The organism is Gelidibacter gilvus (genome assembly GCF_004115975.1).
Classification (GTDB): Bacteria; Bacteroidota; Bacteroidia; order Flavobacteriales; family Flavobacteriaceae; genus Gelidibacter; species Gelidibacter gilvus.
This window is the reverse complement of record NZ_SDDZ01000021.1, coordinates 37,720-56,536: the sequence shown is the minus strand read 5'-3', so window position 1 is coordinate 56,536 and position 18,817 is coordinate 37,720. Positions and strand designations below refer to the sequence as shown.

Sequence of the window (18,817 nt, the reverse complement as noted above, 5' to 3'; positions counted from 1 at the left end):
AAGCCTCAACATTTGTTGAAGCTTATTTAATCTGTACAGGTGGGGAGACTCCCTTCGACCTAGCTCAGGGTAAACTTCTCGTCTCCCCAAAGCTATTATATAACGCTTTTGCATAAAAAAAGCCTCATATTTATTGAAGCTTATTTAATCTGTACAGGTGGGGAGACTCGAACTCCCACACCTCGCGGCATCACGCCCTAAAGCGTGACGTGGCTGCCAATTCCATCATAAAACAAAAAAAGCCCCTCTAAAAAGAGAAGCTTCAGTTTCTGTACAGGTGGGGAGACTCCCTTCGACCTAGCTCAGGGTAAACTTCTCGTCTCCCCAGTACGGATCATAACATATGTCCACAAAAAAAGCCTCAACATTTGTCGAAGCTTCTTTAATCTGTACAGGTGGGGAGACTCGAACTCCCACACCTCGCGGCATCACGCCCTTAAGCGTGACGTGGCTGCCAATTCCATCATAAAACAAAAAAAGCCCCTCTAAAAAGAGAAGCTTCAGTTTCTGTACAGGTGGGGAGGCTCCCTTCGACCTAGCTCAGGGTAAACTTCTCGTCTCCCCAAAGCTATTATATAACGTTTTTGCATAAAAAAAAGCCTCAATATTTATTGAAGCTTCTTTATCTGTACAGGTGGGGAGACTCGAACTCCCACACCTCGCGGCACTAGATCCTAAGTCTAGCGTGTCTACCAATTCCACCACACCTGCATAGGTTCCGATTATTATCGGGTTGCAAATATAAACATTCCATTGAATATACAAATAACTTTATCAAAGAAAAATTCATCTGATTTTTTGTATTTTTGGGTATTCTAAAAACAGATTTCCTCGACCTTTCAACAAGCTCAATAAAATTGGACAAACCCAAGGTAAATAGAGGAAACCACTTAAAACTTAATTATGAAAAACATAGACAGCTACGTAGAGAAAAACAAAGACCGATTTATAAATGAACTGATCGAACTTCTCAAAATCCCATCCGTTAGTGCCGACTCGGCATTTAAAAAGGACGTTTTAAAAACCGCTGACGAAGTCAAAAAAAGTCTAGAAAAAGCAGGCTGTGATCATGTGGAAATTTGTGAAACTGAAGGCTACCCAATTGTTTATGGTGAAAAAATAATCGATAAAAATTTACCAACAGTTTTGGTTTATGGCCATTACGACGTGCAACCAGCCGACCCAATCGAATTATGGACCTCACCGCCTTTTGAGCCGGTGATTAAAAAGACAGAACTCCATCCTGAAGGTGCCATTTATGCCAGAGGTGCCTGTGATGATAAAGGCCAAATGTACATGCACGTTAAAGCCTTAGAGTTTATGACTTCCACAAATCAGTTGCCGTGTAATGTCAAATTTATGATAGAAGGTGAAGAGGAAGTAGGCAGCGTCAACCTTGCGAAATTCGTAAAAGTCAATCAAGAAAAGCTCAAGAATGATGTCATCTTAATTTCGGATACGGGCATGATTTCAAAAGAAACCCCGTCAATCACCACGGGATTAAGAGGCTTGAGTTATGTGGAAGTTGAAGTTACAGGTCCTAACAGAGACTTGCACTCTGGTTTATATGGTGGCGCCGTGGCCAATCCGATCAACGTATTGACCAAGATGATTGCTGCGCTGCACGACGAAAACAACCATGTTACCATTCCAGGATTTTACGATAAAGTTGAAAACCTTTCAGACGAAGAGCGTGCACAAATGGCAAAAGCCCCATTTTCGTTGGAGGATTATAAAAAAGCATTGGATATTGAAGCTGTTTATGGCGAAAAAGGCTATACCACCAACGAACGTAATTCTATAAGACCCACATTGGACGTCAATGGCATTTGGGGAGGATATACCGGTGAAGGTGCCAAAACAGTCATCGCCAGCAAGGCATTTGCTAAAATCTCAATGCGATTGGTGCCACATCAAGATTGGGAAGAAATCACAGAGCTGTTCAAAAAACACTTTGAAAGTCTTGCGCCAAAAGGTGTGAAAGTATTGGTAAAACCTCATCATGGCGGTCAAGGCTACGTCACGCCTATCGATAGCCTTGGTTATCAAGCAGCTTCAAAAGCATATCAAGATACCTTTGGAAAAACACCAATCCCACAACGAAGTGGTGGCAGTATTCCTATTGTTGCCTTATTTGAACAGGAATTAAAGAGCAAAACTATTTTGATGGGCTTTGGATTGGACAGTGATGCCATCCACTCGCCTAACGAACATTTCGGAATCTGGAATTACCTGAAAGGAATTTCGACCATTCCTTTGTTTTATAAGTATTTTACAGAGTTGAGTAAATAAGTTTTTGTCTCTCGCAGAGATTTAAAGACGCAAAGTCTGAGTTAAAAATTGCCACGAATACACGAATGTTATCTAAACAAATTCGTGAATTTGTGGCTTTTTTTTTATTCTTCACCATAATAAAGTTGCATTTTTATTTGCTCATGTCAATTTTTGTTCTACATTTGTAGAACACATTCTAAACATGTAGAACAATGGAACTCACAAAAACAGAAGAAGACTTAATGAACCACCTTTGGAAAATGGAAAAAGCCTTTATGAAAGATATTCTTGAAGCTTATCCCGACCCTAAGCCAGCACCTAGTACGGTGGCCACTTTATTGAAGCGCATGCATGACAAACATTTTGTGGGCTATACACTTTATGGAAAATCAAGAGAATATTATCCATTGGTAAAGAAGAAAGACTATTTCAGTAAGCATGTTAACGGCCTCATCAAAAGTTTTTTTAACGATAGTGCTAGCCAGTTTGCATCCTTTTTCACCAAATCGACAAATCTCACCAAAGCAGAATTGGAAGATTTAAAAGCACTCATCGACAGCGAAATTAAAAAGAAACCTTAACCATTCAATTTTTGAATGGTACCGAATTTTAGTTAACGCGAAATGAGACCCAATAACAATTAACAAACTCAAAAACAACACATCATGCTTATCTATCTCCTAAAATCTGGCGCATGCTTGGCGATTTTCATGGCCTTTTACACCATCTTATTAGAAAAGGAAAACATGCATGTGTTTAAACGTTACTACTTATTGGGGGCGCTCATCATCGCATTTGCCATACCAATGATCACTTTTACTCAATATATTGAGGTACCCGCTTCACCGATGGTCAATGAAACTTTTAAACCAGTTGGTTTTTATACCGAGAGTTTGTCACAAGTGGAAGAAACCAATTACTTACCCATTATTTTATGGAGCATTTATGCCTTGGGCATCCTGGTCTTTGGGTCGAAATTCTTGATGAACCTCGTTCAGATTGTTTTTAAGATCAAACGGAATCCGAAGCAAAAATCAAAACATGTTATCCATGTTCTTCTTTCTGATTTGGTCACGCCACATACATTTTTTAAATACATTTTTTTGAATAAGCAGAAATTTGAAAAACATGAAATTCCGAAAGAAGTATTTTGGCATGAAGAAGCACATGCCAACCAAAATCACAGTCTTGATGTGTTATTTATCGAATTACTTCAAGTCATCTTTTGGTTCAATCCACTCATTTATTTTACCACATACGCCATAAAAATGAACCACGAATTCTTGGCAGACCAAGCGGTTCTAAACAAAGGCATTTCATTACCAACCTACCAACACATTTTATTGGCATTCTCATCAAATGCGTCAGAGTCTCCGTTGGCAAACGCCATCAATTATTCATCCACCCGTCGCGCTACAAGCGTGATCAAAAAACGATTTACAGTTATGAAAACACACACCACAAAACAAAAAATATGGTTGAGAAGCCTTGTGCTTCTGCCATTACTAGCACTGACCCTGTATGGGTTTAGCGAGAAAAAGGAGGTTAATAAATTCTCCACAACTCAACATTTAAGTTCAGATACTATTCAGGACATCTTGATTTATATTGATGAGAACAATGTCATGACATTAAATGGAAATCATGTTGAATTCGAAGAATTAGAAACTGAAATCATCAAGTTTAATACGCATTTGACAAAGGAGCAAAAACAAAACTTTGTTTGGACAAGTATTCAATATGAAAGTGATGTAAACTTAAAAATAATAGAGAGCATTCAGCCAATTTTATTTAAATCCGGAACTTCTGGAATTGGTACTTCTAATGTGAATACACTAAAAAAATCAGGTTTACCAATAAAAACTTATAAGAATAAATACGCTGGCAAAACCATTGCAGAAGCAAATATTATCTATGAAGATGAGACCATCGATCTTTCACCACCTAAGCTAACCAATTCAAACTCGACATGGCAAGTAGGTTTCGAGGTTAGTGAAGTAGCTTTCGCAGAAACTGACGCTGTCCAAATAGTGGTCACGCCGCAAATGATTAAAGAATATAACTCAATTGCGAAAAACATCAATTCTAAACCTTTAGAAAACAGAGTTGTCAAATTGAAAGATTTTAATCGCCTATCTGAAATTTACGGTTATATGTCAGAAGCACAAAAACAAGTTTCAGAACCGTTTCCGTCACTTCCAAATTATGGCACCGTTGCAAGCAGTCAACAAAAAGCAACTCCTGAAGAAGTAGCAGAATACAATAAATTAGCCAAATACTACAATAATCAATCGGGAGACAGCTATGTCTTAAAATTAAAGGATATGAAGCGCGTAGTTGAGATTTACAAAAAAATGGATGAATCCCAAAAAGTAAACGCAGAGCCTTTACCAAATTTTCCGCCACCACCACCTCCAACCATAAAAGGCGAGGCTGATTTGAACAAGAACATTTTACCTCCTCCACCACCGCTAACTCCAAATGCAACTTCGGAACAAAAGAAAGCCTACAAAAAAGCTATGGAAGATTACCAAAGTTATTCTTATACGCACAAAAACAAATCAGGAGAAAAGGTGGCTATTAAGGTGGTTGGTGATAATGATGCATTGACACCGCCACCGCCACCTCCACCAATACCTACATTAGATCATATTGAGAACATGAAAAAGAAAGGCGCATTATTCTTTTTCAATGACAAAGAAATCTCTGCCGAAGAAGCTATGATTTACGTCAATAAAAACAAAGAATATGCCATCTGTACCACTGAAATAGACACTCAGAAACCAACAGTCACTATCACAACCGATCCTAAGAATCCAAAAAACAGCAAGCAGAGCAAAGAACTTGTCATGGTTAACGGAATGCAGCCCGTAAATGACGTCTTGACCATGAGTAGAACTGAATTAATAAATGCCAAACTAAGCATCAATGGCGGAGAAATTGTAAGTTTTAAACTTAAAATACCCGGAAAGCCAACGCAATCCATCAAAGGCAATATCATTGATGCCGAAACGAAGAGCATGATCAAAAATGCTTATGATAAGGATGCGATACAACTCTTTATGATTAAAAATTCGGACAATATTGAACATTCACCAATAATGGTGTACATAAAGGATACAAAAACTGATCTTAACCAATCAAATAATTACAGACAATACCTTTTAGAACGGGACAAAACCTTCAAACTTTTGAAGAACCCAGCAGAATATCCTGGTAGTTTTTTAGAAATGTCAGATGGTGAACAAAAAATATTTCAAGAGCAATACATGAAGATGATCCGAACGTATTCTAAGTTGACCGAATTAGAAAAGAATTCTGCTCCTAAAATGTTGCCACCTGCCCCTGATCCAAAATCATACATTTTGAAAAATGGTAAAATTGTAAAGAAAAAGCAATAGCCGTTTTATCCAAAAAAAATAATAGATTATATTTTATTTTCAAACCTCTCAGGTTTTCCTCCTTCGGCGGACAAGTTAAAACCTGAGAGGTTTTTTTAATAGCATTAATTTTTGATGGAAAATTGTCTAAATAAAATAAGCGCCAGAAGGACAATAAATACTGAGCGTCTATAAAGTCAAAAGCTCCCAGTAAAGTCCTGCATCTTAGACATTGATTACTAAGAGATTTCAAATGAAAACCTGACAGGTTTCCCTCCTTCGGCGGACAGGTAAAACTCTGTCAGGTCCTTCCGCATTATCTCTGTTGCTTATGTTTTCATTCAATTTAAATCTATATAGCAACCATGATGAAATCATAAAACAAAAAAACTCAATTTTCGATCTAACTAAAATTCAATTATATTAGCTATTGAAACTCTAAACCATGAGCTAAATGTAGTTGATAAACAATCACAACATTTCCTAAAAGCGCTCAACTTATAATTAAACTATAAATACCTATTAAATGGAAAAACCCAGACGATTATTTTTAAGAAATCTTGGCTTAGCAGGTGCTGCTGCAGTTCTGACACCTTCGGCCTTTGCCAAAACACCAGAAGCCATTAATTTTCTTGACAGACAGACTTTACCTTCCAGCAACCTTAAAAATTTAAAAATCGCCTTAATCGGTGCAGGCGGCATGGGTGTTGCCGACACCAATACAGCCTTGGAACATAAAAACATAGAGTTGGTTGCCGTTTGTGATCTATACGATGGAAGATTAACAGATGCCAAAAACACTTGGGGCAGCAATTTGATGGTTACCAAAAACTACAAAGACATTTTAAAACGCTCGGATATTGATGCCGTAATTATTGGCACACCCGATTTTTGGCACAAAAAAATCAGCATAGATGCTTTAAATGCCGGCAAACACGTGTATTGCGAAAAACCTATGGTGCACTCGGTCGATGAAGGCCATGAAATCATTGATGCCTGGAAGAAATCAGGAAAAGTTTATATCGTAGGCAGTCAGGGCATGTCTTCCTTAGGCAACGAAAAGGCAAAAGAACTATTGGCATCCGGTGCTATAGGAGAACTCAATTATGCCGAAGGATTTTGGGCACGGAACTCCCCAGTTGGCGCTTGGCAATACCCCATTCCAAAGGATGCTTCTACAAAAACGATAGATTGGAAGAATTATCTTTCCATCAGCAAAGATCTTCCATTCGATCCTTTACGATTTTTTAGATGGCGAAATTACCTCGACTACGGCACTGGAATGGCGGGCGATCTTTTCGTTCATCTATTCTCTAGTTTGCATTTTATAACAAATTCCCTAGGACCCAATAAAATTGCCGCAATGGGTGGTTTGCGCTATTGGAAAGATGGCAGGGAAGTACCGGATGTGCTTTTAGGTATGTTCGATTATCCCGATACCAAAGAACATCCAGCATTTAACCTTTCTTTACGTTGTAATTTTGTGGATGGCACCAGTGGCACCACGTATTTGAAACTTGTTGGGAGTAAAGGTTCAATGGATGTTGAATGGGATCGCGTTACGTTAAAACGCAATGCAGGTGGTGACAGTGATGATCCCTTCTTAGCGGCAAAAGCTAAAGAAGAAGGAGCAATCCAATCCGACAGAAAAACAATGGAACCGCCATTAACCACGGTTTATAATGCCCAAAGTGGCTATAAAGGGGCCCATTATGATCATTTTGCGAATTTCTTTGATGCCATCCGAAATAATGGAACAGTGGCGGAAGATCCTCTTTTTGGTTTTCGTGCGGCGGCTCCGGCATTGCTCTGTAACGAAAGTTATGAGAAAAACGCCTTTATAGGCTGGGATCCTCAGAACATGAAACAAATTTAATTTTAAAAATACAACTATGACAAAAATAGTAATGACTGTGTTATTGGCACTATCGATAATCGCCTGTAAAGATTCGAACAAACAACCCGCTGAAGAAGGATCTGTGACGCAAGAAAACAGCAAAAGCGACATCCAAAAAACTGAAGACGGATGGCAGTATCTGTTTGACGGCACTACTCTTGATGGCTGGAGAGGTTATAACGAAGATAAAATGCCTCCAGGCTGGGTCATCAACAACGGCGAACTTACTTATGACACTGAGCTTGGATTGGAACAAGATTATACAGGAGGACGGGACATTATTTATGGTGCAGAAGAGTTTGACAACTTTGAATTATACCTAGAATGGAAACTTCCCAAAGGCGGCAACAGCGGGATCTTTTACCATATTAAAGAAGGCTATAAAGCGCCCTACGATTCAGCTCCAGAATACCAACTCATAGATGACGAAAATTATGCACAAATCCATGACCTGACTGGGTATAATAAAAGCGTGGGTCACACCGAAAACCTTTCGGAATTAAAGCCCCTGAATAAAACAGCCGCAGATTATGCCATGCACGCTCCGGATCTTGAAAAGAAAAAACTAAATCCTGTAGGAGAATGGAATACCAGTAAAATTGTTTTCACACCCGAAAAAGTGGAACATTGGTTAAATGGCGAAAAAGTACTGTCATTCGTTCCGTGGGATGCTGAATGGGATCAGAAAAAGAATTCAGGAAAATGGAAAGACAGCCCAGATTACGGGAAATTCAAAACAGGTTATATTGGTTTGCAGGACCATGCCAGTCCCATCTGGTTTCGTAATATAAAAATTAAAAAACTATAAAATTTGTCAGCCTAAGAATTATTTAGGCTGACATTTTATTTTATAAATCAAAACATCTAAAATCCGAAAGTTGTCGAACTCTTAAATTTAAAACATGAAAAACATTAGTTTACTCGCGATATCGCTTATACTTTCACTCAGCAGTTGTCAATCTGGAAAAGAACTTTTCAATGGAAAAAACCTTGATGGGTGGCAAACCTATGGTACCGAAAAATGGTATGTAGAAGATGGTTTGTTGATCTCTGAAAGTGGCCCGGACAAACAATATGGCTACCTCGCTACTGAAGAAAATTACAAAGACTTTGAAATCAATTTAGAGTTTAAGCAAGAAGCCGATGGTAACAGCGGTGTCTTTATAAGGTCTGAAATTAAAGGCACCACAATAGCGGGGTGGCAGATAGAAGTAGCACCACCAAATCTTCACACTGGTGGTATTTATGAATCTTACGGTCGCGGTTGGTTGGTCAAGCCCTCTCCTGAAAAAGAAGCAGCTCTTAAATATGGCGAATGGAATAATTTAAAGATAAGAGTAAAAGGCAACCAAGTTATTAGTTGGTTAAATGGTGTGGAGATGGTTGATTTTTCTGATGAGAAAATAGGCGCAGCAAACGGCAAAATAGCTTTACAAATACACGATGGTGGCGGAATTAAAGTGTATTGGAGAAATATCCGATTGAAGGCGCTTTAATAATTTTCAAGATCGCTTAACATTCAAACCTGACGGCTTTCCTCCTTCGGCGGACAGGTTAAACCTGTCAGATTTTTTCAGCAACTAATTTTAAGAGGAAAATCCTACAATAAGTTCAAACGTCAAACGTTTCTCTACCATGAAAACCATTTACGCACTGCTGTTATTACTCGTATGTTCTTGCCATTCAAACGACAAAAACATTACGATTCCATCAGAAAACGAGGTGAAAGCTGCCATAAAAAAAACTATGGCCAATCAAGAAACGGCGTGGAATAATCATGATTTGGAAGGATTTATGCAAGGCTATTGGAAAAACGATTCTCTAAGGTTTTTCGGGAGCAAAGGTGTTACTTTCGGCTGGGATAAAACTTTGTCAAACTACAAAAATGCGTACCCAACGCCTAATGAGACAGGAACACTCAAGTTTGTCATCACTGATATTTCAAAAATTGAAAATGGTGCTTATTTGGTGTTTGGGGAATACCATTTGGAAAGAAACGTAGGCAACGCCAATGGCATTTTTACTATTGTATTTAAATACATTAATGGGCATTGGAAAATCATTGCGGATATGTCCTGTTGAACAGGCTAGAGTTTCTGCAGGCTTGAAATGCTCAATGCTTTAATTCCAATTTATTTCCACCGCACATCAATTGAAAACTACAACTGTTTTAAATTGGATATGACCTTTAAAATCAGCTGTACCTAAGCATCAACTATAGGTAAATGCCATATTGAGCATCCGTTTTAAATAATTGAAAGCGAATGGAAAATTATTGAAAATTGGGGCTGCTCTTCAAGCGGCATTTTCTTCCGATTTGAAATGCTCATACAAATCGTCACACCCCATTCCTATAATAGAGAGTTTTTTACGTTTAAGAAGAGATTCATTGTGCAATTGCGCCAAAGCATTCACACCATAACGGTCAATACTGGTCAACTTTTCAATATTAATGATCAGCGAATCCTGCTTATCAAAAACATTAGAAAATTCTTTTTTGAAGAGATGAAGATTGAATTTGGTCAATGTTCCTTTGACTTGAAAATAAGTAGCGTGTTTGATGATTTCTAAATCCATGGTAGCGTAAATTAGGTTCATAAAAAAAATAAATTCTGCGCTATTAATCATTGGGGGTGAGGCAAATATGATAAAAAATTTCAAAGCAACCCAATGTTTTCGACCAACGGTATTTTCATGCGATTAGTGAAAGACAATCTCAAAAATCTTCGATAAACCGGAGGAAATGAGAGTTCTATGGATTTGGAATAACTCAGATTCAAGGCCTTTATTTAATCATTTACGGAGTGAACCAAAGAACGATGTCGATTTATAGAAACAAAACTAGTAATGCTCTAAAAAAGATCAATCGCCATATGCTATTCGCATATTAAGTAGGTTAGTTGTCTTTAGCTTTAAGCTTCTTAATATAACTATTGACCCGTGCTTCCATAATTGCCAAGGTAACGGTTCCCTGTTCCAAGATGATTTCATGAAATGCCCGGATATCAAATTTTGAACCTAATTCCGTCTCTGCTTTTTGGCGCAGCTCCCTTATTTTTAATTCTCCAATTTTATAAGACAAAGCCTGTCCTGGCCAAGAGATATACCGATCGGTTTCCGTATTGACTTCGTGCAAGGACAAAGCCGTATTTGAAGACATATAATCCACCACTTGCTCACGCGTCCATCCTTTTGCATGAATTCCGGTATCGACTACCAATCGACAGGCGCGCCACATTTCGTAAGTCAATTTTCCAAACTGCTCATAAGGCGTGGTGTACATTCCCATTTCATCAGCTAGGAATTCGCAATACAATCCCCACCCTTCACCATACGCAGAGAGATATAAATTTTTACGAAATCGCGGAATACTGTCCCCCAATTCATTGTTCAAACTGGTCTGTAGATGATGTCCCGGGACGGCCTCGTGGACAGTTAGCGCTGGCAAGGTGTACAAAGTTCTGCTTGGCAAATCGTAGGTGTTTACCCAATAATATCCTGGCTCCGTACTTTCTTTAGAAGTTCCAATATACCGACCGGTCGTATATTTTGGTGCAATGGCATCAGGCACTGGCGCCACTCCGTAAGGTTTACGGGGCAAGGTTTTAAAATATCGTGGTAATTGCGCATCAGCCCGTTTTGCCATGTCACGGGCAAACATCAGCAATTGCTCGGGAGTTTCGGCATAAAACTGTTTGTCGGTTCTTAAAAAATGAAAGAAATCTTCAAAGCTTCCTTCAAACTTCAAATCTGTGATAATTTGCCCCATTTCCGACTTGATACGCGCCACTTCGTTCAATCCAATTTGGTGAATGTCTTCCGCCGTATATTGCGTACTCGTGGTGTAAAAATCAATTCTATTTTGATAGAAAGCCTTTCCGTTAGGCGTTTCAGAAACGCCTAAAGTGGTTCTCGTTTTTGGGAAATATTCTGTTTCGAAGAAGTTTTTGATCCGTTTAAATTCGGGAGTGACTTTCGTTTCGATGGTTATTTTAGCCGCTGTCAACACCGAATCTTTCTGAGCTTTGGTCAAATCATTCGGCAAATTCTTAAACGGCGAATAATAGAAACTGTCTTCAAAATCTTTCACAATATGATCGTTATAAGTCGATTCATAGCCTTTGAAGATGACCAGCGGCTGTGACACCCCTTTTTTCAATCCTTCTCTTATATTTTCAAGATTCTGACTTACAAAATGCGGAATGGCATTCAATCTTTCCAAATACCCTTTTACTTGAGCGTAATTGGCCAATGGACGTACCTGATAGGTCAGGTTGGTATGAAATCCGGTATCGGATAATAGCGGATTCAAATAGTGTTCAAATTTGTAGAAATCGATTTTATCTTGCAATGAAAACGCCAACAGCTCGGCTGAGATCTGTTCGGTTTCACTCAATCCTGTTATATCTACCTTATTCAGGTCATCCAATACGTTCTGGGCAAATTCAGCTTCAGCCTTAAAATAAGCTTTGGTGTACAATCCCAAAGGATAGGCTTTTCTATCGTAGCCTTTATGTTGCTCGTATTTATTAATCACACTGTCCAAGATAATGGAAGTGTTTTGTGCATTTGCCGTATCCATCCAAAAAAGGAAAAGCACTAGAGTGATGGCAATAGGTTTTAAGACTTTCATAACGTGTTTCTGATTATTTTATACTTGTTTTGGCAACAAATCCACGAGCTAATTCAATAGATTCCGCCTAACAAAACAAATTTAATCAAATCGTCGGAAAGGTCACAACATATTTCACTACCCTTAGGTCATAGACTATAATCAGATAAAATAATAGATGTATTTTTGGAAAGTTCTAAAGTGTTAGTGCTAAAACAGCAGAAATTTTAATGTATCACCTTTAAAGTACAGCTCAAAATGGCTTTGGACATGACCGTCTTAGTCTATAGAAAATCAACTACAAAATGAAAACAAAATACGTTTGGATACTTTTGACCGTTGCGGCCCTAATAACAATTTATGGCGTCCTTTCGGGGAAGTTTTTCTTTCTGTTCTTCATGTTGCCGCTTGGATTTGGGCTTTTTAAAAGAAAGGATAAAGAGGATTGACGCGTGACTTATAAAGTAGGAAAAGTTGAAATTCCTATAGAAAAACTCCAACCTTTCCTAATTGAAAAATTTAGCTCTTTTTCACATATTTTGTAATGATGACAATCTGCTGACCGTCAACGCGACCTTCAATAAATTCAGCATTTTCATGGTCTAAACGAATGTTCCTGACCGCTGTACCTTGTTTGGCGACCATACTTGAACCTTTGACCTTTAAATCTTTGATCAAAACAACAGAATCGCCAGCTTCCAATACAACACCATTCACATCACGATGGATGATCTTGTTAGCTTCGTCCTCATGTTCACCTGTCGCTCTTGCCAAAGCCAATGCTTCATCATCAAGATACATCATGTCCAATAAATCTTTTGGCCAACCTTCACCACGCAATCTTTGAAGCATGCGCCAGGCCATAATTTGAACGGCCACATGCTCACTCCACATGCTATCATTCAAACAACGCCAATGGTTGGAATCCATTTCCACTTTACCCTCTATTTGATCCAAACAAGTTTTGCAGACCAACACATCATTGGCTACATTTTCATTCAGCGATGGCGGAATAGTATATTGTGAAAGATTTTCTTTGGAACCACATAGTTCGCAGGTACTGTTGCTTCTATCTTGAAGCATTTGAATAACGCTCATATTGATTAACGATTGTAGATTAACGATTTATGAATTTTGAATTGCCCGAACATCATTTTCTAGTGCAGACAAATTGCAGAATTAAAATTTCTGCGGTGCGAAGATAACATTTTTATTGGAGAGCATCCCGCATCTTTTTAGGCATGCCTTTGACCACCATATCGTAGGAATGATCAATGAGTTCAACAAGGAATTTTGGAGAGACTTCATCGGAGGTCAGATCGATTGTGTTCCAGTGTTTTTTGCTCATGTGGTAACCAGGAGAGATGGCGGCATATTCTGCACGCAACTCTTCAGCATAATCAGGATCACATTTCAGATTGATGGTTTTTTGACCTGCTTCCCATTTCTCCAAACCTATTAATGCGAACATTTTTCCCAATACTTTAAATGCAAGGGTATCCGCATCAAAAGGAAAATCTTCAGTAACTCCTTTTTTTGAAACACAATAGTGGCGAAGTTGTTCGATGTTCATAAAAAAAGATATCCAGGTTTATAAGTTGAACACGTTTAAAAATACGAATTTTTTTAAGGTGTTTTAAAAGTATTTTCCAACCCATTTACAGTTAGGGATGCCTTCTACGGATATAATCGAGACTTTATCAGGAAAAGAAGCCATCACATTGGGATCTGTTTTATGGATGCTTTCTATTTTATATTCTATGAAGTTAAAACCAGCTTTTAAGTTCAGGTTAAAACTGTAGCTAATCTCCATATCCGGATCATCACTCATGCTCGAGCGTGTTTGTTTACATTCACCTTCATATTTAAAAGCAGAGGGCACATAAATCAATTCAAAATAAGAACCAAAAAGAGGTTCTTCATAACCAGGATCTTCAATCCATGGTATTAATGCTACATCTGAAACAGCCATTATCAAACCTGCATACGGATTATCACTAGTGGAAAGCGAAAGCACTCCTGCCTCAAAAGACGGAAGATTATCTTTATCAGAAATCATTCTTAAACCGTCATCGCAAACGCTAAAGACCGTGTAAACCAAATCTTGCATAAAGTTTTCTTCAGTCTCCTTAGAAATCTTTGGAAGTTCTTTAGGAAACTCGAAATTAATATCTCCTGATCGAGACATCGTTCCAATTATTATTGGATTTTCCATTCCAAAGGGAAATATGATGACATTGACATCCGATTTTCCAAATGGATAATCATCAACTTTTGGTTGTGTTTGAGAAAATCCGAGAGCAACCAAACTGATGCTGAATAGAATAATAAAGTATGTTTTCATAGAATTAGTTTTTAATGAACTTGATGGTTTCTGAACGCGCGTTTTCTGAAGAAACATTTAAAAAATAAAGGCCTTTTGACAGACTTGAAACATTTAATGAGGTTGACGATGCGTTTTGTTTTTTATATTAACATTAATTAAATATTTGAAATAATAAATCTATAAATTGAGCATACAGTGTGGGGGCAAAAACAGCAAAAACACCATAAATCACGACCATTCCTAATAGCGCAACACCTAAAAATGCACCGTCAATTCTTCCAGGTTCCAAGACGGCCTGTTTTGGTTTTTTGGGATTGTAGAATACGTCAACAATTTGGTGTTTACTATATTTTTTATCAAATTCTATCGCTAGACTAATGGAATAGGCATCAATATTTGAGTAAAAGACACGTCGGTTTCTATAGGTAGTTCCTCCAACTTCATATTCATATTCCATACTATATTTTCGAACTGTCGGCATATTGGGAATATTGATGATGGTACCATTAACTTTTGGCCAATTTTTTGACGCTTTTGAAAGCATAACGTTTCGGACAAAAAAAATAAAAAACGGTGTTGCCACCACCAAAGCAATGAGGCCCAGGATATCAATTTTTTGGTCTATAAAAGTGAAATGCTCCATGAGTTTTCATTTAATTATAAGGGTTTGAAGTTGCTTCTATAGATTCAATAAGTTGATTCAATCCAGGCATTTCTCCAAAGGCACTTCCTCCAAAAGAATAGAAAATAATATTGGCAACACTGCGAGCAAAATCTTTCAATGCTTCCGCAATTTTAGCATTCATTCCTCTAGCATCCATAAGGACAATAGTCTCACATACAATGGCATATAATCTTACTAAGGTCACACCATATACTGCTACAATAGCAAGTGACGTCCCGCCAATGGAATTAACCCCACCCATTTTTTGAATAACAGCTATGTACACACGCATCAACATCATAATCTGTGCTAACTCTTCCAAAATCTCTTCATCAGAACCACCACCAGTCCCATCTCTCAAAATCCCATAAAGCTCGCCTTGCGGGTTAATTTCCCAATAAGCCGTATTGACTTTTGAAGGATCAAATACTTTGAAATTATTATTGCCACGATACAAACGTTCATACCAATAGTAATAATCTACATTTTTTGTATCTAAATCTTTAAACCAGTCCTTAGAAATGGCATCCATTCTTTCAATAAGGGGTGTATTGCTTAAAGCTGCATACGTGCTATTTTTGAAAAGAAAAGCTTCACGAATAGCCAATTGGGCTGTTTTTTGAAGATTGATTTGAAAAGCATCTCCAGTGTCCCTAACAAAACTCTCATAATTTGAGGTTGGTAAAAAATCGAACGATTCAGTTGCCTTTTTGCCTTCAACATCAAGCTTTTGTTTATAGATACCAACCCGCATGCCTGATGCGAATGTGAACGAGCTCTTTGTGACGTGATCTTCTAGTGGCGCCAACAATGACATTGCTTTTGGATGATATTGATAAACCCCCTTTTCAAATTCGGTTTTAGCTGTTTCTATATCATCTTCCAAAAGCGCTTCTCCCCACCCGCGCGTTGAGAGTTTATATTTGAGTAAATCGACAATTGAAGTAGCAATGGTTGGCCCTTCGCCTTCAAAATAAAAGGTTGTTCCGCCCAACATCAAACTTTTGACATCTTGAAAATGCGCATTATTAGGTTTCTGATTTCTTCGAGTGATGGGATCCCAACCTGCCAAAACGCGTTTCACTCGAGTTTTTCCAACTAATAAATCCAGATAAATTCCGATGATACCGACATGAACATCAAGATCTTCATCTATTGACAATAAAAATTGAGCCTTAGCAGTCAGTCGTTTTTGATCGATCTGTAGCACAACCTCATGTTTTTCAACGGGAAGTGCGTAAAAGGAAAAGGTATATGGAGGAATCTCCAAACCGTTGACATAATTCGCAATTTTCTCCAAGGTTGCCGCTTGGTCTTTGGCATCAAGCACGAAACCATTGGTAACTTCCGCCATTTTCTCAAAGGTTTCTTTGATATGAACAGCTTCACTATTATTGACATTGAGAATAATTGCTGGCGAACCGTTAGTGTAAGATTGAAAATCCTCTTCGTTATAGACATCCTCGTTATCGCCATCTGTAGCAAAAATTATAAGATCACAACTCGTTTTTGAAGCCTTTAGCAACCATGTAAACAAGTTTGAGCTCGTTTCCCATTTTCGAATATAAGCTGCAGGAAAATTTGAAAGTATACTTTTTTCAAGGTTTTCAACAAAGCGGTCCATATTTTCGGAAAAATACTCCTTTGGCATACTGAAAGAACCATCGTATAAAATAAGTATCGAAGGCGCTTGCTGGTTGGACTCCATCAATACCTGAGTAGGTTGCTCATTATCTGCAAAAGTAAAATCACCGGCTTGCAAACCTTCCACGAATTTCCCTTCAGAATCAATCGGAGTTACCTCCAGTTTAACCAAAGCTTTATTTACCGGAATGGCTTTTAATGAAACTGCATTTATGGACTTCAGTAATTCTGGACTTGTAGTCTTAAAAATAATAGGTGCATTGGCGTTTTCTTCAGCATCTGCTAATTGAATTTTTTTGCCTTCCAATGTGAATGGATCTGCAATAAACGAACGTTCTTGCATCACTTCGAGCGTGGCATCAAAATCCTGAAAAGCCAAAGTTGGCGTGAAAATGCGTAAACTGCCAACTGGTGTGTAAGAGGATTGCTCTAAATTGAGGCCGTGGAGATTTGCAAAATGCACTTGACTTCCAATCAAATCTCTCGCGTTCCAGGAACCTGAAATCAGTTCCATTTCTTTATCAGGATGAATGGCTTCTCTATAAGTCAGTTTGATTTCGACCTTATCGTCATTCAATTTTACCGGTTCAGCATCATTCAATCGTCCATCATTCTTTAATTTTCCGAAGGGAATTTCAGAATCAAATAAGTGGGCATAGAAAGTTTCGCCATCCTTTTCAAATTGGACGGTGGGCGTTCGGTAATTATCCCATCTAAAATCGAAAGTAGCCGTTTTTAAATTTTCTTTATCCGGAATAAAACTCCAAAGTTTTTCCGCTAGTGCATTGGATTTTGAAAGATCTCGATCAAAGACTGGAATTTCACTTTTGAAATCAGCATCAACTTTGAGATCTTTCTTCCATTGTTTCCATTGTTTTTTAGAAACTTCCAAATCGTATTTTCTTTGGATGGGACGGAAAAAAAACGACATGGCTTCGTCAAGTCCAATATCGGTGCGCTCAAACATTACTTTAGAAGTAAATCCAGCCTCTGAAAGCATCTGATTTAGCAATTCTGCCTTTTCTCGGGGTGTTGCCATCCCATAACGCAAAACGCCTTTGATGCCCCATTTGAATTGTGATCCTGAGTAACCAATGGATTTATTGGAGGTTGGCATCAGGTAGATTTCATCCCTCACAAAATTAAATATGGCTTCAGGATCTTTAGCTGCAACCAATGCTTTCATACGACCATCCAAATAATCTGGACAGGTTTGCAAAGCCATGAGCATTTCCTCCCAAATTTTGTAGGGCGGTTTCCCTGATCCTACATAAGACTTCTCCTTATCGGCGCAACCAACAAATGACAATGGCAAATGTGCTGCCATATAGCATAAAGCCATTTGTTGCATAAATGCACGACGGGAGTTGTAGCTAGGCGTATAATGTTCTTGTTTGTTCATTGGAAATTTTAATAAAAAAAACAATTCGAAACTTTATTGGTTTTATTTGGCATCCAGCATTTTCATATCCGCCTGCTTCAAATAGCCCCAAAGCTCGTCAGCTTTTTCATGCCCTTCTACCGTAAGTTCGAAACGGTTATTATACAGCATTGAAATTTTATAAGTATTGTATTTTTCTCGAAGAAGGGCGACGGTTTTAAAACCGTCGCGCTCTTTACTGATATGTTCTGAACCATCCGACCACTTATGATTTGATTGATAAGCATCCTCAAAGTTTCTTATGGCAGCTGATCCTTTCCTATAGCCATCCGTAACATAATAGGTCATAAGATTGCCATAATCTTTTCCTTTTATGTAGGCTCCTGACGCAGAACCTAACACTTCTGATACGCCAATATTGATACGATTATAAGGGCCTAGCGTTTTTGGAAAAAAAGCTTCGAATTGCGCTTCTACAGGAAATTCTACTGATTTCACATCTTTAGGAATGTCCTTTTTTTGAGACGTTTTCTCTTTTCTTATTGTTGTGTCCAGATGCTCATCTTCTTTCTTGTTTTCTTGACAAGAAGACACCAGTATTAAAATAACGAGTATCCTTAAATAGGTTTTCATAAGTGT

16 protein-coding genes, 1 tRNA gene and 1 pseudogene are annotated in these 18,817 nt (G+C 38.2%); 8 read left to right on the top strand and 10 right to left on the bottom strand.

The window, feature by feature from the left end; genetic code table 11:
* Nucleotides 1-629: 629 nt before the first annotated feature.
* Nucleotides 630-711, bottom strand: a tRNA-Leu gene (locus ESZ48_RS18880).
* A 192-nt stretch (nucleotides 712-903) separates the two neighbouring features.
* Here ESZ48_RS18880 and ESZ48_RS18875 point away from each other — a divergent pair.
* The 7 genes from ESZ48_RS18875 to ESZ48_RS18845 all read left to right on the top strand — a co-directional run bounded on the left by ESZ48_RS18875 (nucleotide 904) and on the right by ESZ48_RS18845 (nucleotide 9,633).
* The gene (locus ESZ48_RS18875) at nucleotides 904-2,292 is read left to right on the top strand and encodes a dipeptidase (RefSeq protein WP_129019064.1); all 1,389 of its coding nucleotides are present in this window, start codon (nucleotides 904-906) and stop codon (nucleotides 2,290-2,292) included.
* Nucleotides 2,293-2,486: 194 nt separating this feature from the next.
* Complete coding sequence (locus ESZ48_RS18870; RefSeq protein WP_129019063.1) at nucleotides 2,487-2,855, top strand: BlaI/MecI/CopY family transcriptional regulator; 369 nt, start codon at nucleotides 2,487-2,489, stop codon at nucleotides 2,853-2,855.
* 84 nt (nucleotides 2,856-2,939) lie between these two features.
* Nucleotides 2,940-5,675 carry a M56 family metallopeptidase gene (locus ESZ48_RS18865; RefSeq protein WP_129019062.1) on the top strand — a complete coding sequence of 912 codons (2,736 nt, stop codon included), beginning with the start codon at nucleotides 2,940-2,942 and terminating at the stop codon, nucleotides 5,673-5,675.
* Between the two features lie 505 nt (nucleotides 5,676-6,180).
* Complete coding sequence (locus ESZ48_RS18860; protein WP_129019061.1) at nucleotides 6,181-7,530, top strand: Gfo/Idh/MocA family protein; 1,350 nt, start codon at nucleotides 6,181-6,183, stop codon at nucleotides 7,528-7,530.
* A gap of 16 nt (nucleotides 7,531-7,546) precedes the next feature.
* Nucleotides 7,547-8,359, top strand: a complete 813-nt coding sequence (locus ESZ48_RS18855) for a 3-keto-disaccharide hydrolase (RefSeq protein ID WP_129019060.1) — start codon at nucleotides 7,547-7,549, stop codon at nucleotides 8,357-8,359.
* A gap of 94 nt (nucleotides 8,360-8,453) precedes the next feature.
* Complete coding sequence (locus tag ESZ48_RS18850; RefSeq protein WP_129019059.1) at nucleotides 8,454-9,047, top strand: 3-keto-disaccharide hydrolase; 594 nt, start codon at nucleotides 8,454-8,456, stop codon at nucleotides 9,045-9,047.
* Between the two features lie 139 nt (nucleotides 9,048-9,186).
* Nucleotides 9,187-9,633 carry a YybH family protein gene (locus ESZ48_RS18845; protein WP_129019058.1) on the top strand — a complete coding sequence of 149 codons (447 nt, stop codon included), beginning with the start codon at nucleotides 9,187-9,189 and terminating at the stop codon, nucleotides 9,631-9,633.
* 213 nt (nucleotides 9,634-9,846) lie between these two features.
* On the opposite strand, the gene ESZ48_RS18840 is transcribed toward ESZ48_RS18845, so the two are convergent.
* A complete protein-coding gene (locus ESZ48_RS18840; RefSeq protein ID WP_223266513.1) occupies nucleotides 9,847-10,149 on the bottom strand; it encodes an STAS domain-containing protein in 303 nt (100 codons plus the stop codon).
* A gap of 298 nt (nucleotides 10,150-10,447) precedes the next feature.
* Nucleotides 10,448-12,184, bottom strand: coding sequence for a DUF885 domain-containing protein (locus tag ESZ48_RS18835; protein ID WP_129019057.1), 1,737 nt, complete (start codon nucleotides 12,182-12,184; stop codon nucleotides 10,448-10,450).
* Between the two features lie 284 nt (nucleotides 12,185-12,468).
* Here ESZ48_RS18835 and ESZ48_RS19435 point away from each other — a divergent pair, with 284 nt between their 5' ends.
* Nucleotides 12,469-12,612 carry a hypothetical protein gene (locus ESZ48_RS19435; protein WP_190246311.1) on the top strand — a complete coding sequence of 48 codons (144 nt, stop codon included), beginning with the start codon at nucleotides 12,469-12,471 and terminating at the stop codon, nucleotides 12,610-12,612.
* A 70-nt stretch (nucleotides 12,613-12,682) separates the two neighbouring features.
* Here ESZ48_RS19435 and ESZ48_RS18830 read toward each other — a convergent pair whose 3' ends face one another.
* The 7 genes and pseudogenes from ESZ48_RS18830 to ESZ48_RS18800 form a co-directional block, all read right to left on the bottom strand.
* Nucleotides 12,683-13,261, bottom strand: coding sequence for a PhnA domain-containing protein (locus ESZ48_RS18830; RefSeq protein ID WP_129019056.1), 579 nt, complete (start codon nucleotides 13,259-13,261; stop codon nucleotides 12,683-12,685).
* 112 nt (nucleotides 13,262-13,373) lie between these two features.
* On the bottom strand, nucleotides 13,374-13,736 hold the full coding sequence (locus ESZ48_RS18825; protein WP_129019055.1) for an MmcQ/YjbR family DNA-binding protein: 363 nt from the start codon (nucleotides 13,734-13,736) through the stop codon (nucleotides 13,374-13,376).
* 63 nt (nucleotides 13,737-13,799) lie between these two features.
* Nucleotides 13,800-14,507 carry a hypothetical protein gene (locus ESZ48_RS18820; protein WP_129019054.1) on the bottom strand — a complete coding sequence of 236 codons (708 nt, stop codon included), beginning with the start codon at nucleotides 14,505-14,507 and terminating at the stop codon, nucleotides 13,800-13,802.
* 4 nt (nucleotides 14,508-14,511) lie between these two features.
* Nucleotides 14,512-14,619 (bottom strand): annotated as a pseudogene (locus ESZ48_RS19845) (T9SS type A sorting domain-containing protein); the annotation flags it as partial.
* Between the two features lie 21 nt (nucleotides 14,620-14,640).
* Nucleotides 14,641-15,132 carry a DUF3592 domain-containing protein gene (locus ESZ48_RS18810; RefSeq protein WP_129019053.1) on the bottom strand — a complete coding sequence of 164 codons (492 nt, stop codon included), beginning with the start codon at nucleotides 15,130-15,132 and terminating at the stop codon, nucleotides 14,641-14,643.
* Between the two features lie 10 nt (nucleotides 15,133-15,142).
* On the bottom strand, nucleotides 15,143-18,199 hold the full coding sequence (locus ESZ48_RS18805; protein ID WP_129019052.1) for a hypothetical protein: 3,057 nt from the start codon (nucleotides 18,197-18,199) through the stop codon (nucleotides 15,143-15,145).
* Nucleotides 18,200-18,241: 42 nt separating this feature from the next.
* The gene (locus ESZ48_RS18800; protein WP_129019051.1) at nucleotides 18,242-18,811 is read right to left on the bottom strand and encodes a hypothetical protein; all 570 of its coding nucleotides are present in this window, start codon (nucleotides 18,809-18,811) and stop codon (nucleotides 18,242-18,244) included.
* Nucleotides 18,812-18,817: the final 6 nt, after the last annotated feature.